15 protein-coding genes and 1 riboswitch are annotated in these 17,514 nt (G+C 54.8%); of the genes, 9 read left to right on the plus strand and 6 right to left on the minus strand.

Annotation, left to right across the window (positions count from 1 at the left end; all coding sequences use genetic code 11):
- From FN082_RS06370 to citS, 3 genes are all read right to left on the minus strand, one after another.
- Positions 1 to 935: pyruvate carboxylase subunit B (locus FN082_RS06370; protein WP_142981313.1), on the minus strand; the 935-nt coding region annotated here is incomplete at its 3' end.
- 15 nt (positions 936 to 950) lie between these two features.
- Positions 951 to 1,196 carry an oxaloacetate decarboxylase subunit gamma gene (locus FN082_RS06375; protein WP_139536896.1) on the minus strand — a complete coding sequence of 82 codons (246 nt, stop codon included), beginning with the start codon at positions 1,194 to 1,196 and terminating at the stop codon, positions 951 to 953.
- A 160-nt stretch (positions 1,197 to 1,356) separates the two neighbouring features.
- Entirely contained in the window at positions 1,357 to 2,697 is a 1,341-nt protein-coding gene (citS, locus tag FN082_RS06380; RefSeq protein WP_142981314.1) for a citrate/sodium symporter CitS, read from the minus strand.
- A 278-nt stretch (positions 2,698 to 2,975) separates the two neighbouring features.
- Between citS and citC the strand changes: the two genes are divergently transcribed.
- The 8 genes from citC to carB all read left to right on the plus strand — a co-directional run bounded on the left by citC (position 2,976) and on the right by carB (position 13,566).
- Positions 2,976 to 4,004, plus strand: coding sequence for a [citrate (pro-3S)-lyase] ligase (citC, locus tag FN082_RS06385; RefSeq protein WP_142981315.1), 1,029 nt, complete (start codon positions 2,976 to 2,978; stop codon positions 4,002 to 4,004).
- A gap of 30 nt (positions 4,005 to 4,034) precedes the next feature.
- Entirely contained in the window at positions 4,035 to 4,328 is a 294-nt protein-coding gene (gene citD / locus FN082_RS06390) for a citrate lyase acyl carrier protein (protein ID WP_142464332.1), read from the plus strand.
- Complete coding sequence (gene citE, locus FN082_RS06395; protein WP_142464331.1) at positions 4,325 to 5,194, plus strand: citrate (pro-3S)-lyase subunit beta; 870 nt, start codon at positions 4,325 to 4,327, stop codon at positions 5,192 to 5,194. The genes citD and citE overlap by 4 nt, the downstream gene beginning before the upstream one ends.
- A gap of 10 nt (positions 5,195 to 5,204) precedes the next feature.
- Complete coding sequence (gene citF, locus FN082_RS06400; protein ID WP_139536901.1) at positions 5,205 to 6,731, plus strand: citrate lyase subunit alpha; 1,527 nt, start codon at positions 5,205 to 5,207, stop codon at positions 6,729 to 6,731.
- Positions 6,732 to 6,750: 19 nt separating this feature from the next.
- Positions 6,751 to 7,659 carry a triphosphoribosyl-dephospho-CoA synthase CitG gene (gene citG / locus FN082_RS06405; protein ID WP_142464330.1) on the plus strand — a complete coding sequence of 303 codons (909 nt, stop codon included), beginning with the start codon at positions 6,751 to 6,753 and terminating at the stop codon, positions 7,657 to 7,659.
- A 236-nt stretch (positions 7,660 to 7,895) separates the two neighbouring features.
- Positions 7,896 to 8,717, plus strand: coding sequence for a 4-hydroxy-tetrahydrodipicolinate reductase (dapB, locus tag FN082_RS06410; RefSeq protein WP_139536903.1), 822 nt, complete (start codon positions 7,896 to 7,898; stop codon positions 8,715 to 8,717).
- A gap of 457 nt (positions 8,718 to 9,174) precedes the next feature.
- Positions 9,175 to 10,323, plus strand: coding sequence for a glutamine-hydrolyzing carbamoyl-phosphate synthase small subunit (carA, locus tag FN082_RS06415; protein ID WP_139536904.1), 1,149 nt, complete (start codon positions 9,175 to 9,177; stop codon positions 10,321 to 10,323).
- Positions 10,324 to 10,341: 18 nt separating this feature from the next.
- A complete protein-coding gene (gene carB, locus FN082_RS06420) occupies positions 10,342 to 13,566 on the plus strand; it encodes a carbamoyl-phosphate synthase large subunit (protein ID WP_139536905.1) in 3,225 nt (1,074 codons plus the stop codon).
- A 277-nt stretch (positions 13,567 to 13,843) separates the two neighbouring features.
- On the opposite strand, the gene FN082_RS06425 is transcribed toward carB, so the two are convergent.
- The 3 genes from FN082_RS06425 to FN082_RS06435 form a co-directional block, all read right to left on the minus strand.
- A complete protein-coding gene (locus FN082_RS06425; RefSeq protein WP_142981316.1) occupies positions 13,844 to 14,206 on the minus strand; it encodes a hypothetical protein in 363 nt (120 codons plus the stop codon).
- The gene (locus tag FN082_RS06430; protein ID WP_142981317.1) at positions 14,203 to 15,534 is read right to left on the minus strand and encodes a voltage-gated chloride channel family protein; all 1,332 of its coding nucleotides are present in this window, start codon (positions 15,532 to 15,534) and stop codon (positions 14,203 to 14,205) included. The genes FN082_RS06425 and FN082_RS06430 overlap by 4 nt, the downstream gene beginning before the upstream one ends.
- 87 nt (positions 15,535 to 15,621) lie before the next feature.
- Positions 15,622 to 15,683, minus strand: a riboswitch (Fluoride riboswitch).
- Positions 15,684 to 15,854: 171 nt separating this feature from the next.
- Positions 15,855 to 16,280 carry a hypothetical protein gene (locus FN082_RS06435; RefSeq protein ID WP_142464328.1) on the minus strand — a complete coding sequence of 142 codons (426 nt, stop codon included), beginning with the start codon at positions 16,278 to 16,280 and terminating at the stop codon, positions 15,855 to 15,857.
- A 201-nt stretch (positions 16,281 to 16,481) separates the two neighbouring features.
- On the opposite strand from FN082_RS06435, the gene FN082_RS06440 reads away from it, so the two are divergent.
- The gene (locus FN082_RS06440; RefSeq protein ID WP_142981318.1) at positions 16,482 to 17,366 is read left to right on the plus strand and encodes an ROK family protein; all 885 of its coding nucleotides are present in this window, start codon (positions 16,482 to 16,484) and stop codon (positions 17,364 to 17,366) included.
- The last annotated feature ends 148 nt before the right edge of the window (positions 17,367 to 17,514 follow it).

Genomic DNA, 17,514 nt, shown 5'->3' on the forward strand with positions numbered 1-17,514 from the left:
GCGTTCTGCTGCTTCAGCTGGCTTTCGAGATTGGTGAGCATTCCGCCCGGCACCTGGGCCACCAGAATGCGGCTGTCGTAGCCCTTCAGCTGGCCTTCGAAGGCGTGGTATTTCTTGCGCACCTCGCGGAAGTACGCCGCGATGCTCTCCAGCTTCAGGATATCCAGCCCGGTGTCGTGTTGCGTTCCGGCGAGAGTGGCGACCAGCGCCTCGGTGGCCGGGTGGCCGTAGGTGGCGCTCATGGAGGAGATAGCGGTATCGACGCCGTCCACGCCCGCCTCGATGGCCTTCAGCAGGGCCATCTCCGCCATCCCGGTGGTGGCGTGACAGTGCAGGTGCAGGCGCACGTCGTAGCGTTTTTTGATTTCGCTCACCAGCTCAAAGGCGGCCATCGGGGTGAGGATGCCGGACATATCTTTAATCGCGATGGAATCGACGCCGGTTTCCAGCAGCTGTTCGGTTAAATCCAGCCAGGTCTGCAGGGTGTGCGCCGGGCTGGTGGTGTAACTCAGGGTGCCCTGGGCATGGGCGCCGTGACTGCGCACCGCCTGCAGGGCCGCCTTCATATTGCGCGAGTCATTCATGGCGTCGAAGACGCGGAACACGTCCATGCCGTTTTTGACGGCGCGCTCGACAAAACGGGCGACCACGTCATCGGCGTAATGGCGGTAGCCGAGCAGGTTCTGGCCGCGCAGCAGCATCTGCAGGGGGGTCTTCGGCATGGCCTTTTTGAGCTCGCGCAGGCGGACCCACGGGTCTTCGCCGAGGAAGCGGATGCAGGCGTCAAAGGTGGCGCCGCCCCAGCATTCGAGGGAGCCGTAGCCCACGTCGTCAAGCTGAGCGGCAATCGGCAGCATATCGTCAAGACGCAGGCGGGTGGCGAACAGGGACTGGTGGGCGTCGCGCAGGACGACATCGGTAATGGCAACGGTCATGGAATGCTCCGTGAATTAAGGGTTAAGGCGGCGATGGTGGTGGATAGCGGCGGCAATCACCGGCTTTAAGCGGGCGAAGTCGTCCGCGGGCGCGGCGGCGGGTGTCGCCTTCGGTACCGGGACCGGTTCAGGGAAGAAGCGGTTGACGGCAGCGGACATGCCCTGGATGGCGAAAATCAGCAGGAACAGAAACGCCAGCACGAATCCCATGCCGAGAAACATCAGGGTGAAGCCTTCACCCAGCAGTACAGCTTCAGTCATTGAAAGACCTTAAAGTAAGGGCACGATGGCGTGTTTGAAGGTAAACCCGTTGGTGCATCCGGCTAAGGAGTAGGGTGGATTTCCCGAAGCCGCCCCCGGCTCTGGACCCTAATTTGCACCGCTGTGGTTTACGCTCAAACATCGCCATCGTGCGTGTTTATTACATCATCATGCCGAACACGATGCTCGCGATGACCAGCACAATACCGCCGCCCAGACGGGAGGAGATTTGCGCATAGGAGATAAGATTCATACGGTTACAGGCAGAGAGCACTTCCAGGTCGCCGGAACCGCCGCGGTTAGCCATGCACAGTCCGGCGGTAATCGCGGATTCAATCGGGAAGAAGCCAATCATCCAGCCGCCGATAGCCGCGCCTACCACTGCACCCACCACGATTACCGCAGCGATAACCACGTTGGCGAAGGTGATCGCGTCGATGATCTCTTGCAGGTCGGTGTAGCACACGCCGACGCCGACCATCAGCACCCACAGCAGTTGTTTAGAGAAGAAGTCAGACAGACGTTTGGCACCGGCTTTGATTTCCGGTGAGCAAAGGCCAGAAGCATTCAGCGCCGCGACGATCAGCACCATCCAGGCGAAGTAGTGAATGGATACACCACCAATGCTTGGCAGAATTTTCTTGGCAATCACGTAGGCCAGCAGGAAGCAGGTGGTGGCGAGCACCATGCCGACCGCCGTTTCGCGATGAGTGATCTGGCCTGCTTTTTCATCATCTTCTACTTTGAAGGAGGCTTTACGCACCAGTTCGCCTTCACCGCTCAGCCAGGTGTGTTTTTTACCGATAATATCGAGGAGTGCGGCAAAGACGATGGCAAAGATATTGGCGATGGTCAGAATGGCAATCGCGGTTGAGTAATACTCCTCACGAGAACGGCCGGTGACGGAGTGATAAATTTCAGACAGCGGAACCGCGCCTGCGCCGTTGCCGCCGCCCATAATCGGCAGGACGTACAGCATCATGATGCGATCGATGGAAATACCGAAGCACAAGCCGATAGCGATACCGAAGATTGATGCGCCAAGGATCCCCATTAAGATGGTCGGAATATAGCCGAGCAGGGATTTCAGCAGCAGTTTACGGTTAACGGACAGAATTGCACCGGTGATCAACACGGCAATGAATAAATTAAGGAAATTACTTTTATCCATTACATTGGTGATGGCGTCGATTTCTTTCTGGGTAAAAATACCGGCATAGACAAAATATGCGGCTACCAGGAAAATCATTACCGGCGCGCCGCCAATATATTTATTAAAGATTGGTAGGCGCTTGCCAATTTCTCCAAAAATGGCACCGATAATAAACATTATGGCAAAGCCGCCGACAAGGTCGGTTGGCAAAGCGTTATAAAAATGTGAAAGTAATAAAGTAATAAATGCAAACGCGTAAAGCGGAAGCGGCATACCGAAGATTTTAAACCCCAGTATCTCGCTAATGCCCTTTTTCTCCGTCGCTGGAGCCTGGCTCATGTTAGTCATAAGACGTCACCCTGTTAAAAAAAGGAATAATGCCGTTGAAAAAAGTAATAATAAGACGGCGGCATAATAGTAAATATGCTCCGGGTGGATATGTGATTATCTTCACTGATTGGTTGTGTTTTTTATTAATTTAATTGTTTTTATTCTTCTGAATTAATTAACAACATAAAAACCATAAAGCCAATTAAGGCACGAGAAAAAGTGTGATTTAAATAAAAGAACCGCTACGGGAACGGTGGCGAAATACAGTCCGTTTTTGGTTAATGAAGCGCGAAAAAATGAATCTGATATTAAAACGCGTCGCGGTACAAAAAGATCCCCGGCGGCGAGAGGCGGTTGATCTCTTCCTTCACCAGCATCAGCTCTCTCTCGAAGCGGATTGCGAAATCGTGATTGTCGCCGAGTATCAGCGGCGTATTGTCGGCTGCGGTGCGATTGCCGGATGCGTGCTGAAGTGTATTGCCGTCGATCCGTCGTTACAGGGGGAAGGGCTTAGTCTGAAGCTGCTGACTGAACTGATGACTCAGGCGTATGAACTGGGCCGCAGCGAGCTGTTTCTGTTCACCAAACCCTATAACGCGGCGCTCTTTTCCTGTGCTGGATTCTGGCCAATCGCCCGCGCGGGCGACCAGGCCGTATTAATGGAAAATAGCCGCGAACGTCTGGCCCGCTATTGTCGCCAGCTCACGATGTATCGTCAGCCGGGGGAAAAAATCGGCGCTATCGTGATGAACGCCAATCCCTTTACGCTGGGGCATCGCTGGCTGGTGGAACAGGCCGCCCGCCAGTGCGACTGGCTGCATCTGTTCGTAGTGAAGGAAGATGCGTCATTTTTCAGTTATCGCGATCGCGTTGCGCTCATTGAGCAGGGGATTGCGGGAATTGAAAACGTCACCCTGCATCCGGGCTCGTCTTACGTTATTTCCCGGGCAACCTTCCCCGGCTATTTCCTCAAAGACAAAGGCGTGGTTGACGATTGCCATTGCCAGATCGATCTGCAGCTCTTCCGCGAACATCTCGCCCCGGCGCTGGGCGTCACTCACCGCTTTGTCGGCAGCGAACCGCTGTGTGGATTAACCCGCAATTACAACCTGCGCATGCGGCAACTGCTGGAAGCGCCGGGCAAGGCGCCTGCAATCAAGGTGGTTGAGCTGGAGCGGGTTGAGAAGGGCGGCGAGCCAATTTCCGCTTCCCGAGTGCGCAAGCTCTATCACGCGCGGCAGTGGTCGGCTATCGAGCCGCTGGTGCCGCCGGGAACGCTCTCTTTTCTGATGCATCTGGCGGAAAGCGAACATCAAACCGCCTGATTTTACCTCCATAACTAAGGATCAGCCTCTATGGAAATAATGATTGACGCCCTGGCCGGCACGCTGGAATCCAGCGATGTGATGGTCAGGATCGGGCCTGCTATTGAGCCGGGCATTCAGCTTGAAATCGACAGCATTGTGAAGCAGCAGTTTGGCGCGGCGATTGAGCAGGTGGTCAGGGAGACTCTGGCGCAGCTTGGTGTTACTCAGGCGAATGTGGTCGTCGATGATAAAGGCGCGCTGGAATGCGTACTGAAGGCCCGCGTTCAGGCGGCGGCGCTACGCGCAGCGCAACAATCTCAACTGCAATGGAGCCAGCTATGAAACCTCGTCGCAGTATGCTGTTTATCCCCGGCGCCAACGCCGCGATGTTAAGCACCTCTTTTGTTTATGGCGCAGACGCGGTGATGTTTGACCTCGAAGATGCCGTTTCGCTACGTGAAAAAGATACCGCTCGCCTGTTGGTTCATCACGCGCTACAGCATCCGCTGTATCAGGATGTGGAAACCGTGGTGCGTATTAACCCGCTCAACACGCCGTTTGGCCTTGCCGATCTTGAGGCGGTAGTGCGTGCGGGGGTGGATATGGTGCGCCTGCCGAAAACCGATAGCAAAGAAGATATCCACGAGCTGGAAGTCCACGTTGAGCGCATTGAACGCGAGTGCGGTCGGGAAGTGGGCAGCACCAAATTAATGGCGGCGATTGAGTCGGCGCTGGGGGTGGTGAACGCGGTCGAGATCGCCCGCTCGAGCCCGCGTTTGTCGGCCATTGCGCTGGCGGCCTTTGACTACGTCATGGATATGGGTACCTGCCGTGGCGACGGTACCGAGCTGTTTTACGCTCGCTGTGCGGTGCTGCACGCGGCGCGCGTCGCCGGGATTGCGGCCTACGACGTGGTGTGGTCGGACATCAACAATGAAGACGGTTTCCTCGCGGAAGCGAATCTGGCGAAAAACCTCGGTTTTAACGGCAAATCGCTGGTCAACCCGCGCCAGATTGAGCTGCTGCATCAGGTTTACGCCCCAACGCTTAAAGAAGTCGAACATGCACGGGATGTGATTGCAGCGGCGGAAGAGGCGGAAGAGCGCGGCCTGGGCGTGGTATCGCTCAACGGCAAGATGATAGATGGACCGATTATCGATCATGCGCGCAAAGTCGTGGCGCTGTCGGCTTCCGGCATTCGTGATTAAGGAGGAAATAATGAAAGAGACCGTGGCAATGCTTAATCAGCAGTACGTTGTGCCGGAAGGATTAGAGCCCTATGCGGGCGTGACGGCGAAGAGCCCGTGGCTGGCCAGCGAAACGGAAAAGCGCCAGCGTAAAATCTGTGCTTCGCTGGAGGAGGCTATTCGCCGCTCCGGGCTGCAAAACGGTATGACCATCTCCTTCCATCACGCGTTTCGCGGCGGTGACAAGGTGGTCAATATGGTGGTGGCGAAGCTGGCCGAAATGGGCTTTCGCGATCTGACGCTGGCTTCCAGTTCGTTGATTGATGCCCACTGGCCGCTGATTGAGCATATTAAAAACGGCGTGGTTCGCCAGATTTACACTTCCGGCCTGCGCGGCAAGCTGGGGGAAGAGATCTCTGCGGGCTTGATGGAAAACCCGGTACAGATCCACTCTCACGGCGGTCGCGCGCATTTAGTGCAGACCGGCGAACTGAGCATTGACGTGGCGTTCCTCGGCGTACCGTGCTGCGACGAGTACGGCAACGCCAACGGCTTTAGCGGCAAATCGCGCTGTGGTTCGCTCGGCTACGCCAAAGTGGATGCCGACGCCGCAAAATGCGTAGTGCTGCTGACCGAAGAGTGGGTGGATTATCCGAACTATCCGGCCAGTATCGCTCAGGATCAGGTTGATCTGATCGTACAGGTTGATGAAGTTGGCGATCCAGCGAAAATCACCGCTGGCGCGATCCGTCTGACCAGTAACCCGCGCGAGCTGCTGATCGCCCGCCAGGCAGCCAAAGTGATCGAACACTCTGGCTACTTCAAAGATGGCTTCTCTTTACAAACCGGTACCGGCGGCGCATCGCTGGCGGTGACCCGCTTCCTCGAAGATAAGATGCGTCGCAATGAGATCACCGCCAGCTTTGGCCTCGGCGGGATCACCGGCACGATGGTCGATCTGCATGAAAAGGGCTTAATTAAAGCGCTGCTGGATACCCAGTCTTTCGACGGAGATGCCGCGCGTTCGCTGGCGAACAACCCGAACCATATCGAAATCTCCGCTAATCAGTACGCGAATCCGAGTTCTAAAGGCATCTCCTGCGAACGCCTGAACGTGGTGATGCTCAGCGCGCTGGAAATCGACACCGGATTCAACGTCAACGTGATGACCGGCTCCAATGGCGTGCTGCGCGGGGCATCTGGTGGCCATAGTGATACGGCGGCTGGGGCTGATTTAACCATTATCACCGCGCCGCTGGTGCGTGGGCGTATTCCGTGCGTGGTGGAGAAAGTGCTGACTCGCGTCACGCCGGGCGCCAGCGTGGATGTGCTGGTGACCGACCACGGTATTGCCGTTAACCCGGCGCGCCAGGATCTGATTGATAACCTGCGTAACGCGGGCATCCCGCTCATGACCATCGAAGAGCTACAGCAGCGCGCCGAGCTTTTAACCGGGAAACCCGAATCGATCGAATTTACTGACCGGGTTGTGGCCGTTGTACGCTATCGCGACGGTTCGGTTATCGATGTGATTCACCAGGTTAAAACCGCCGGTTAAATCCGCTGAGGAGGAAGGCATGAGCGAAGCGATTATAATCCAGCATCGCCCGTTAAGCCGTCAAACGGTTACGGCGGAAGATATTGTTTCTCGCGTGGAGCGGGCGCTGTTAACCGAAGTTCGCCTGACCCCGAAGCCTGGGCTGGTGGATATTCGTAATACCGGTGCGCATCAGGATATGGATCTGGCGGCTTTTGAGGCCAGTACGGCGGTTGTCGCTCCGTGGATGGAGAAATTTTTCATCATGGGGCATGACACGGCCAATATTACACCGGAACAGGTGTTGACGATGCTGCGCCCGGTAGGGATGGCCTGCGAAACAGATATGCTGGAAGTGACCGGCGGGGTGAATACCCATCGTGGCGCGATCTTCGCTTTTGGTCTGCTTAGCGCGGCGGCGGGAAGACTGGTTGCTCGGGACGAACCGGTTGAACAGCACCGGGTCTGCGATCAGGTGGCCCGCTTCTGTCGAGGCCTGGTGGGGCGCGAGCTTTCCGCTTCAGAAGGAAAGAAGGTGAGTAAAGGAGAGGGGCATTTTTTGCGCTATGGGCTCTCCGGCGCCAGAGGTGAGGCCGAGAGCGGCTTTCGTACCGTACGCACTCAGGCGATGCCGGTATTTAACCGCGTGATGGAGGAAACCGGCGATACCAATCTGGCGTTATTACAGACTCTGCTGCACTTGATGGCGTGGAATGATGACACCAATCTGGTTTCGCGCGGCGGTCTGGAAGGGCTTAACTTTGTCCAACAGCAGGCGCAAAAACTGCTATGGGAAGGTGGAGTGCTGGCCGATGGCGGTCTGGAAGCGCTGCGTCAGCTGGATGATGAACTGATCGTGCGCCACCTTAGTCCCGGCGGCAGCGCTGACCTGCTGGCGGTGACCTGGTTCCTGTACGGTTTCCCTGCCGGAGAGATGTTCCTGCACTAATCGCTCGATTTTACGCCCGGATTTGCCACAAAATGGCCGATCCGGGCTTTCAGACTCTGCTTGCATACCCCTTCTCACTGCTCAATGGCCGATTCCCGGCACAATCTTATAGTTTTTACTGATATCGGCGGCAGTTTGTCATAAATTTCTAATTATCGGTGTTTTTGAGTAGCGGCTCATCGACGGGCTGGTTACTCTGAAAACAATTTACGTAGTGTTAACAAAAGAGAATAGCTATGCATGATGCACAAATCCGCGTGGCCATCGCGGGCGCGGGCGGCCGGATGGGACGCCAGTTAATTCAGGCGGTACAGCAAATGGAAGGCGCGGCGCTTGGCGCGGCGCTGGAGCGCGAAGGTTCTTCGCTGCTTGGCAGCGATGCGGGCGAGCTGGCGGGCGTGGGTCAGTCAGGCGTTGTGGTGCAAAGCAGCCTTGAGGCGGTAAAAGACGATTTCGACGTGTTCATCGATTTTACCCGCCCGGAAGGCACGCTGAACCACCTCGCCTTTTGCCGTCAGCACGGTAAAGGAATGGTTATTGGCACGACGGGTTTCGATGACGCCGGAAAGCAGGCGATTCGCGATGCTTCACAGGAGATTGCCATCGTATTCGCTGCCAACTTTAGCGTCGGTGTTAACGTGATGCTCAAGCTGCTGGAAAAGGCGGCGAAGGTGATGGGTGACTACACCGACATCGAAATTATCGAAGCGCATCACCGTCACAAAGTGGATGCGCCATCAGGTACGGCGCTGGCGATGGGCGAGGCGATTGCCGGTGCGCTGGATAAAGACCTGAAGGACTGCGCGGTCTACAGCCGTGAAGGCTATACGGGTGAACGCGAGCCTGGAACCATTGGTTTTGCCACCGTGCGTGCCGGAGATATCGTCGGTGAGCATACGGCGATGTTTGCCGATATCGGCGAACGCATCGAAATCAGCCACAAAGCCTCCAGCCGGATGACTTTCGCCAATGGTGCAGTTCGCTCTGCATTATGGTTGAAAGGTAAGAAAAACGGTCTTTTCGATATGCGTGATGTGCTTGAACTGAACTCTTTATAACGATTATTACCTATCGTGATGTGGTTATTGCATTCAATATGTAATTGATTGCAAAGGGCAATATTTTATTGCCCTTTTTATTTTTTATCACTTGGCATTGTTTTTATAATTAAGTGGGCAAAAATACATATTATCATCTTATTTTTTGTTGTTTTATTGTAAATTTTGACCGTTTGGTCTACTTTTCTTTCTCGTGTTCGGCGATTTTACAATCATCCGGCTCCGCAAGCGTTTTCCCAGGCGAGTTAGTTGATCTTTTTGCCCATTAAGACAGGTATTACTGAATAGTCTCCTGAAATGAGATTAAAAATATCCGCTTTAAGTTGACTTTTACCTGCCATCTCTCCAGAATGCCGCCGTTTGCCAAAATTCTGCGGGCAACAGATTTGCATTGATTCAGATCTACATTGTGAATTAATATGCAAATAAAGTGAGTGGATATTCTCTGGAGGGTGTTTTGATTAAGTCAGCGCTATTGGTTCTGGAAGACGGAACCCAGTTTCACGGTCGGGCCATCGGGGCTACCGGCACGGCGGTTGGGGAAGTCGTTTTCAATACTTCAATGACCGGTTATCAAGAAATCCTCACTGATCCTTCCTATTCCCGCCAAATCGTCACTTTAACTTATCCCCATATCGGTAACGTCGGCACCAATGCCGCCGATGAAGAGTCTTCTCAGGTACATGCGCAGGGTTTGGTTATTCGCGACCTGCCGCTGATTGCCAGCAACTTCCGCAATACCGAAGACCTCTCTTCTTACCTGAAGCGCCATAACATTGTGGCGATTGCCGATATCGATACCCGTAAGCTGACCCGCCTGCTGCGTGAAAAAGGCGCACAGAACGGCTGTATCATTGCGGGCGATAGCCCGGATGCACAGTTGGCGCTGGAAAAAGCAAAAGCGTTCCCGGGGCTGAACGGGATGGACCTGGCGAAGGAAGTGACTACCGCAGAAACCTACAGCTGGACGCAAGGTAGCTGGACGCTGGCGGAGGATCTGCCGGAAGCCAAAGCGGAAAGCGATCTGCCGTTCCACGTGGTGGCCTATGACTTCGGCGCGAAACGCAACATTCTGCGCATGCTGGTCGACCGCGGCTGCCGTCTGACGGTGGTTCCGGCGAAGACCTCCGCCGAAGAGGTGCTGAAGATGAATCCGGACGGCATCTTCCTGTCCAATGGTCCCGGCGACCCGGCTCCGTGCGATTACGCTATCGAAGCCATTCAGAAATTCCTCGAAACCGAGATTCCGGTATTTGGCATCTGCCTTGGCCATCAGCTGTTGGCGCTGGCGAGCGGTGCGAAGACCGTGAAGATGAAGTTCGGCCATCATGGCGGCAACCATCCGGTAAAAGATATTGATAATAATGTGGTGATGATCACCGCGCAGAACCACGGCTTTGCGGTAGATGAAGCCTCGATGCCTGCTAACCTGCGCGTGACCCACAAGTCACTGTTCGACGGCACCCTGCAGGGGATTCATCGTACCGACAAACCGGCGTTCAGCTTCCAGGGACACCCGGAGGCGAGCCCGGGCCCGCACGATGCCGCACCGCTGTTCGACCATTTTATCGAGTTAATTGAGCAGTACCGTCAGTCCGCGAAATAATCAGGAGTTAAGAGAGCCATGCCAAAACGTACAGATATAAAAAGCATCCTGATTCTGGGCGCGGGCCCGATTGTTATCGGTCAGGCGTGCGAGTTTGACTACTCCGGCGCCCAGGCGTGTAAAGCGCTGCGTGAAGAGGGCTACCGCGTCATTCTGGTGAACTCCAACCCGGCGACCATCATGACCGACCCGGAAATGGCTGATGCCACCTATATCGAGCCGATTCACTGGGAAGTGGTACGCAAAATCATCGAAAAAGAGCGTCCGGATGCGGTGCTGCCGACCATGGGCGGCCAGACGGCGCTGAACTGCGCGCTGGAGCTGGAGCGTCAGGGCGTACTCGAAGAGTTCGGCGTGACCATGATTGGCGCTACCGCCGACGCGATTGATAAGGCCGAAGACCGCCGCCGTTTCGACGTGGCGATGAAGAAAATCGGCCTCGACACCGCGCGTTCCGGTATCGCGCACACCATGGAAGAAGCGCTGGCGGTTGCTGCTGACGTCGGCTTCCCGTGCATCATCCGCCCATCCTTTACCATGGGCGGCACCGGCGGCGGTATCGCCTATAACCGTGAAGAGTTCGAAGAAATTTGCGAACGCGGGCTGGATCTTTCTCCGACCAACGAGCTGCTGATAGATGAATCGCTGATTGGCTGGAAAGAGTACGAGATGGAAGTGGTGCGTGATAAGAACGACAACTGCATCATCGTCTGCTCCATCGAAAACTTCGACGCCATGGGTATTCATACCGGCGACTCCATTACCGTTGCGCCGGCACAAACTCTGACCGACAAAGAATATCAAATCATGCGTAACGCCTCGATGGCGGTGCTGCGTGAAATCGGCGTAGAAACCGGTGGCTCTAACGTTCAGTTCTCGGTGAACCCGAAAGATGGCCGCCTGATTGTTATTGAAATGAACCCGCGCGTCTCCCGCTCCTCGGCGCTGGCCTCGAAAGCCACCGGCTTCCCGATTGCCAAAGTGGCGGCGAAGCTGGCGGTGGGCTATACCCTCGACGAGTTGATGAACGACATCACCGGCGGCCGTACTCCGGCGTCGTTTGAGCCTTCCATCGACTACGTTGTGACCAAAATTCCACGCTTCAACTTCGAGAAATTCGTCGGTGCTAACGACCGTCTGACTACCCAGATGAAATCTGTCGGTGAAGTGATGGCTATTGGCCGCACGCAGCAGGAGTCCCTGCAGAAAGCGCTGCGTGGTCTCGAAGTGGGCGCGACCGGTTTCGACCCGAAAGTGAGCCTGGATGACCCGGAAGCGCTGACCAAGATTCGCCGCGAGCTGAAAGACGCTGGTGCCGAGCGCATCTGGTACATCGCCGACGCCTTCCGCGCTGGTCTGTCCGTTGACGGCGTGTTCAACCTGACCAATATCGACCGCTGGTTCCTGGTGCAGATTGAAGAGCTGGTGCGTCTGGAAGAGAAAGTGACTGAAGTCGGCATTACCGGCCTTGACGCCGACTTCCTGCGTCAGCTCAAGCGCAAAGGCTTTGCCGATGCGCGTCTGGCCGCGCTTTCGGGCGTGCGCGAGGCGGAAATCCGCAAGCTGCGCGACCAGTATGACCTGCACCCGGTTTACAAGCGCGTGGATACCTGCGCGGCGGAATTCGCCACCGACACCGCCTACATGTACTCCACCTATGAAGATGAGTGCGAAGCGAACCCGTCCGTTGACCGTGACAAAATCATGGTTCTCGGCGGCGGCCCGAACCGCATCGGTCAGGGCATTGAATTCGACTACTGCTGTGTACACGCCTCGCTGGCGCTGCGCGAAGACGGTTACGAGACCATTATGGTCAACTGTAACCCGGAAACCGTCTCCACTGACTACGACACCTCCGATCGCCTGTACTTTGAGCCGGTGACGCTGGAAGACGTGCTGGAAATCGTGCGCATCGAGAAGCCGAAAGGCGTTATCGTGCAGTACGGCGGCCAGACTCCGCTGAAGCTGGCGCGCGCGCTGGAAGCCGCTGGCGTGCCGGTGATCGGCACCAGCCCGGATGCGATTGACCGCGCCGAAGACCGCGAGCGCTTCCAGCATGCGGTTGATCGTCTGAAGCTGAAGCAGCCAGCGAACGCCACCGTGACCGCCATCGAAATGGCTGTCGAAAAAGCGAAAGAGATTGGCTACCCGCTGGTGGTGCGTCCGTCCTACGTTCTCGGTGGGCGGGCGATGGAAATCGTCTATGACGAAGTTGACCTGCGTCGCTACTTCCAGACCGCCGTCAGCGTCTCTAACGATGCGCCGGTGCTGCTGGACCGCTTCCTTGACGATGCGGTTGAAGTTGACGTCGACGCTATCTGCGACGGCGAAATGGTGCTGATTGGCGGCATCATGGAGCATATCGAGCAGGCGGGCGTGCACTCCGGCGACTCCGCGTGTTCACTGCCTGCCTACACTCTGAGCCAGGAAATTCAGGATGTGATGCGCGAGCAGGTGCAGAAGCTGGCCTTTGAACTGCAGGTTCGCGGCCTGATGAACGTGCAGTTTGCGGTCAAAAACAACGAAGTCTACCTGATTGAAGTCAACCCGCGCGCGGCGCGTACCGTCCCGTTCGTGTCGAAAGCCACCGGCGTACCGCTGGCGAAAGTCGCGGCGCGCGTGATGGCGGGCAAAACCCTGGCTCAGCAGGGCGTCACTAAAGAGATCATTCCGCCGTACTATTCGGTGAAAGAGGTGGTGCTGCCGTTTAACAAATTCCCGGGCGTTGACCCGCTGTTAGGGCCAGAGATGCGCTCTACCGGCGAGGTGATGGGCGTGGGCCGCACCTTCGCGGAGGCGTTTGCTAAGGCGCAACTGGGCAGCAACTCGACGATGAAGAAACAGGGCCGTGCGCTGCTCTCCGTTCGCGAAGGCGACAAAGAGCGCGTGGTGGACCTGGCGGCAAAACTGCTGAAGTTCGGCTTTGAGCTGGATGCGACCCACGGTACCGCGATTGTTCTGGGTGAAGCGGGTATTAACCCGCGTCTGGTGAACAAGGTGCATGAAGGCCGTCCGCACATTCAGGACCGTATCAAGAATGGCGAATATACCTACATCATCAACACCACCGCAGGTCGCCAGGCGATTGAAGACTCCAAGCTGATTCGCCGCAGCGCGCTGCAGTACAAAGTACATTACGACACCACGCTGAACGGCGGTTTCGCTACCGCGATGGCGCTGAATGCCAACGCGATGGAGAAAGTGACGTCGGTACAGGAAATGCACGCGCAGATTAAAAAGTAATATTATCTGCGGATAAAGCGCCTCCGGTGGTTGACACCGGAGGCGCTTTTTTTTGTATGCTAATATGTATTAGCTCAGACTTGACCTGACGATTTTCACTGGCAGCATACAATCAAATCTGACAGTCTGCTTTGAGCGAATAACGGACATTCATGATATTTGTCTGTGTCTGCAAGTAATGGGCTAATCCCAGCCCATTACTTGCACGCAGTTGCCTTTGAACCCATGGTGACTCAGAGCTATCCGAGCTATTACAACGGATGTATTTCATTCATGGTCATACTTCTTCAGAAATGATGGTGTGTTCCTCAGACATTGAGATGATGCAGCGCAATCCTTCGAGATGCTCTTCATAATCAGCGATGAATTTTTTTAATTCAGCTACATGCCCAATCAGTTCAAGGCATTCCGGGTGAGCATCTGCTTTAATTTCATGATGGGAATAGCTTATTTTCATCCCGACAAGATACCCTGCACTTACGTTGTGGATGATAGCCTGAGGTACTCCCTCTGCCCTGGCCTGACGCAGCAGATAATGGCTCAATGTAGGAGCAGTAAGTTTTTTCATAAATCCCGATGCTTTTACCCTGGTGCCTGACGGGATATAGATTCGTAGCGTCGATAGCGTTTCCATCTTCACTTATTCACCTCTGCCGAACAGGTTTCGCTGCTTTTCGGTTTCCGGGACTTTACATTGTTTGCCAACCAGTCAGGGACATCAGCAAGTTTAATATGCTCTGGCACGAAGCCATGTTTCAGGCAGGCTACGCGCTGGGACCGATAAATGCCGGTATAACCCGATATCAGCCAGGCAACAGCACAGGCCAGTGCAGCATAAACGCCCATCTCAGAGCCAAATAACTCAATCGCCATCAGTGTTGAAGCCACAGGGGTATTCGCAGCTCCGGCAAAGACGGCCACAAAGCCAATCCCGGCCAGAAAACTGACCGGTAAATGCAGCACTGGAGCCAGCGCGTTACCCAGTGTGGCCCCAATATAAAAGAGCGGTGTGACTTCCCCACCTTTAAAACCTGTGCCCAGAGAAGTGACCGTAAATATCAGTTTTCCCAGGAAATCACATGGAGCCAGATGCTGATGAAAGGCGTCAACGATAACGGGAATACCTAGACCGATATAGCGATCAGCACCCAGGCAAAAGACCGACACAGCCACTACCAGTCCGCCAATGAACGGTCTCAGTGGCGCATAATGGATAGTCTTCTTCATGAAACTGCCGATGGCATGTGTTGCGCTGGCAAAAGCCCTGGCAGTCAGACCAAAGAGCCCACCGGCGATGATGACAGCAATCAGTGCCCAGGCAGACATATGAGGAATAAACGAGACAGAGTAATGAGTATGATGTACTCCCCATAATAACCCAGTTTGATCGGCCACAATGGCAGCGAAAATACACGGTATTAATGCGTTGTAATTCATCCGCCCTACGGCCAGAACCTCAAGCCCAAAAATGGCGCCCGCGAGAGGGGTGCCGAATACTGATGAGAAACCGGCACTGATACCGGCCATCAGGACAATACGTCGGGTATCCGGCGTCAGGCCAAACATGCGAGTAAACTGATCGGCTATGGAGGCCCCCATCTGTACTGCGGTCCCTTCGCGCCCAACAGAAGCACCAAAGAGATGCGAAACAACAGTGCCGATAAATACCAGCGGGGCCATGCGCAGACGGATAATTTTTTGGGGATCATGAATTTCATCGAGCACCAGGTTATTCCCGCCTTCTACTGAACTTCCGTAGCGCAGATAAACCCATCCCACGGCAAATCCTGCAAAGGGAAGCAGCCAGATAAGCCAATGGTGTCTGAGCCGGGTCGCCGTAGCCCAGTCAAGGGAAAACAGAAAAAACGCAGAAGCTGTGCCGGTCAGCACGGCGATCAGGAAAGCAAGGCCAAGCCATTGCGCAAGAGAACTGATTGAATTATTGAGCAGGAAGTGATTTGAGCGCATTGAAGCATCCTCAGATGGTTAATCATCCCGGACACACAACGCTGCATAGCTGATAAAACGATAAGCCTGCATCTTCCCGGTCCGGGAATAAATGCAGGCATCATTAGCCACATGGCGGTTCAAGGGGGAATGCCATCCCCTATGAGGTTATATTAGCACAGGAATCGATTCAGCAGAAGAATTCACACCCATTGTTGACCCCCACGTATTAATGTCCGTTTTTGGCACAAAGCGGACTGTCAGCTTAGGTTAAGCCCTGTGCAGTAACAGTGCCAGATCAAGTTTGAGCTAATACAGCTAATAAACCCGTTCAAACAGGCTTAATAACTCGTTTTAAGCTGCTCGGGGTATTTTTTAAATGCTGAGTAGTAGCTGCCCAGGGTATAAGCCTTCAATTGCTGCTCGCTGTCGAATTCACAATCCGTACTGGTGCACATGCCAGCGAGGAGCCCATAGCGCGCGGCTTTGAGGTTTATGTCAGTTTTGATTTCTTGTACGCTCCCTTTTTCCATGTTGACCACGCATCCACTGACGATTGCCCTCGCTTTTTTTTCGTCCATTTTCACTATCCAGTCATCAACAAACTCAACATAGCCACCGTTCTTGTAGACCTTATCGGCAAACTCGCGGCATTCGTCGTAGTGGGGATTCAGTTTTATCTGGCTGTAATCCGGAGGGGCCATATCGGCGCATCCAGCCAGGGTTGATATTGTTAATGGGATGAGCAATTTTTTAATCCTGTCCATAACCGTGAGGCTCCCTGTGGCTAAAAATTTATCGCTCGATGACGAGCTGGCGATGGCTACCCTTGTTTGTGTCTAAAGGCATATGAATAACAAGGCTATTTATTTTAATATTGATGAAAATTAAAAAACGTTCGGGGGTGGGCAAAATTGTCATTCCGGACAAAATCAGCCTGTTTACAGGAATATAATCAAGGATCTGTTATGGCTATTCTGTTGTTTGATTGGGGCGGTAGCGCGATAAAGTATGGCGTCTGGCAGCAAGGTGCATTAGCCGATACTGCGTCTATCAAGACGCCAGCCAGCTGGCCGGAGATGAAAGCGCAGCTGCTGAGCATCTGCCAGCAGTTTCAGCAACGCTATGAAATTGAGGGCGTCTCCATCAGCGCGCCGGGAAGCGTTGACGCGCAGCGCGGGGTGATTGGCGGACTGAGCGCCATTCCTTATATCCACCACTTTGCGATTGTCGAAGAGCTGGAGACGCTATTCTCGTTGCCGGTGTGCATTGAGAACGACGCCAATTCGGCGGGGATCGCCGAGGCGGCGCTGGGGGCGGGGCGTGACTATAACCACGTGCTATTTGTGATCGTCGGATCCGGCGTGGGCGGGGCGATCGTCGAAAACAAGGCCTTGCGGCGCGGCAGCCATCGCTATGCGGGAGAGTTTGGCCTGATGACGCTCGACGATGGGCAGACCTTTAGCGAGCTGGCCACCGCGGTGGCAATGGCGCGACGCTATGCGCAGAGAATGTCTCTGCCGATAGATTCGATCGCTGGCGCTGACGTGTTTCGCCTGGCGGAAGAGGGGGACGATATCGCACAGCAGGAAGTGGCGCAGTTTTACCACTGGATGGCCGTGGGGCTGTTTAATTTACAAGTGTGCTACGACCCTGACTGCCTGATTATCGGCGGCGGTATCTCCGCCAGCGATAAGATTTTTGCCGGTATTAAGCAGCGCCTGGCTGAACTGGTGCAAGAGAAAGAACTGGCAGAATTCCTGCCGCAGGTTCTGCTCTGCCAGTATCGTAACGAAGCCAACCTGATTGGCGCGGCGGTGAGCTTCGAGCAAAAACAGACGCGTTCGCGCTAAAACGCCACTTCGGAGAGTTCTGGTTTTCTCTCCCTGTTCAGTCAGCTAGCCTAAAGTGGTTAGGGTGATTTACCCGTCATACTTCAAGTTGCAGGTGTGTTGGCTATACTTGCTCACCCCAGTCACTTACTGGAGTAAGCTCCTGGTG

It is taken from the genome of Klebsiella spallanzanii (assembly GCF_902158555.1).
Classification (GTDB): domain Bacteria; phylum Pseudomonadota; class Gammaproteobacteria; order Enterobacterales; family Enterobacteriaceae; genus Klebsiella; species Klebsiella spallanzanii.

Bases quoted from the DNA above. Each gene is read 5' to 3' on its own strand.
- FN082_RS06375 (WP_139536896.1), bottom strand. From the start codon at position 1,196: ATGACTGAAGCTGTACTGCTGGGTGAAGGCTTCACCCTGATGTTTCTC.
- citS (WP_142981314.1), bottom strand. From the start codon at position 2,697: ATGACTAACATGAGCCAGGCTCCAGCGACGGAGAAAAAGGGCATTAGC.
- citC (WP_142981315.1), top strand. From the start codon at position 2,976: ATGAATCTGATATTAAAACGCGTCGCGGTACAAAAAGATCCCCGGCGG.
- citD (WP_142464332.1), top strand. From the start codon at position 4,035: ATGGAAATAATGATTGACGCCCTGGCCGGCACGCTGGAATCCAGCGAT.
- citE (WP_142464331.1), top strand. From the start codon at position 4,325: ATGAAACCTCGTCGCAGTATGCTGTTTATCCCCGGCGCCAACGCCGCG.
- citF (WP_139536901.1), top strand. From the start codon at position 5,205: ATGAAAGAGACCGTGGCAATGCTTAATCAGCAGTACGTTGTGCCGGAA.
- citG (WP_142464330.1), top strand. From the start codon at position 6,751: ATGAGCGAAGCGATTATAATCCAGCATCGCCCGTTAAGCCGTCAAACG.
- dapB (WP_139536903.1), top strand. From the start codon at position 7,896: ATGCATGATGCACAAATCCGCGTGGCCATCGCGGGCGCGGGCGGCCGG.
- carB (WP_139536905.1), top strand. From the start codon at position 10,342: ATGCCAAAACGTACAGATATAAAAAGCATCCTGATTCTGGGCGCGGGC.
- FN082_RS06430 (WP_142981317.1), bottom strand. From the start codon at position 15,534: ATGCGCTCAAATCACTTCCTGCTCAATAATTCAATCAGTTCTCTTGCG.
- FN082_RS06435 (WP_142464328.1), bottom strand. From the start codon at position 16,280: ATGGACAGGATTAAAAAATTGCTCATCCCATTAACAATATCAACCCTG.
- FN082_RS06440 (WP_142981318.1), top strand. From the start codon at position 16,482: ATGGCTATTCTGTTGTTTGATTGGGGCGGTAGCGCGATAAAGTATGGC.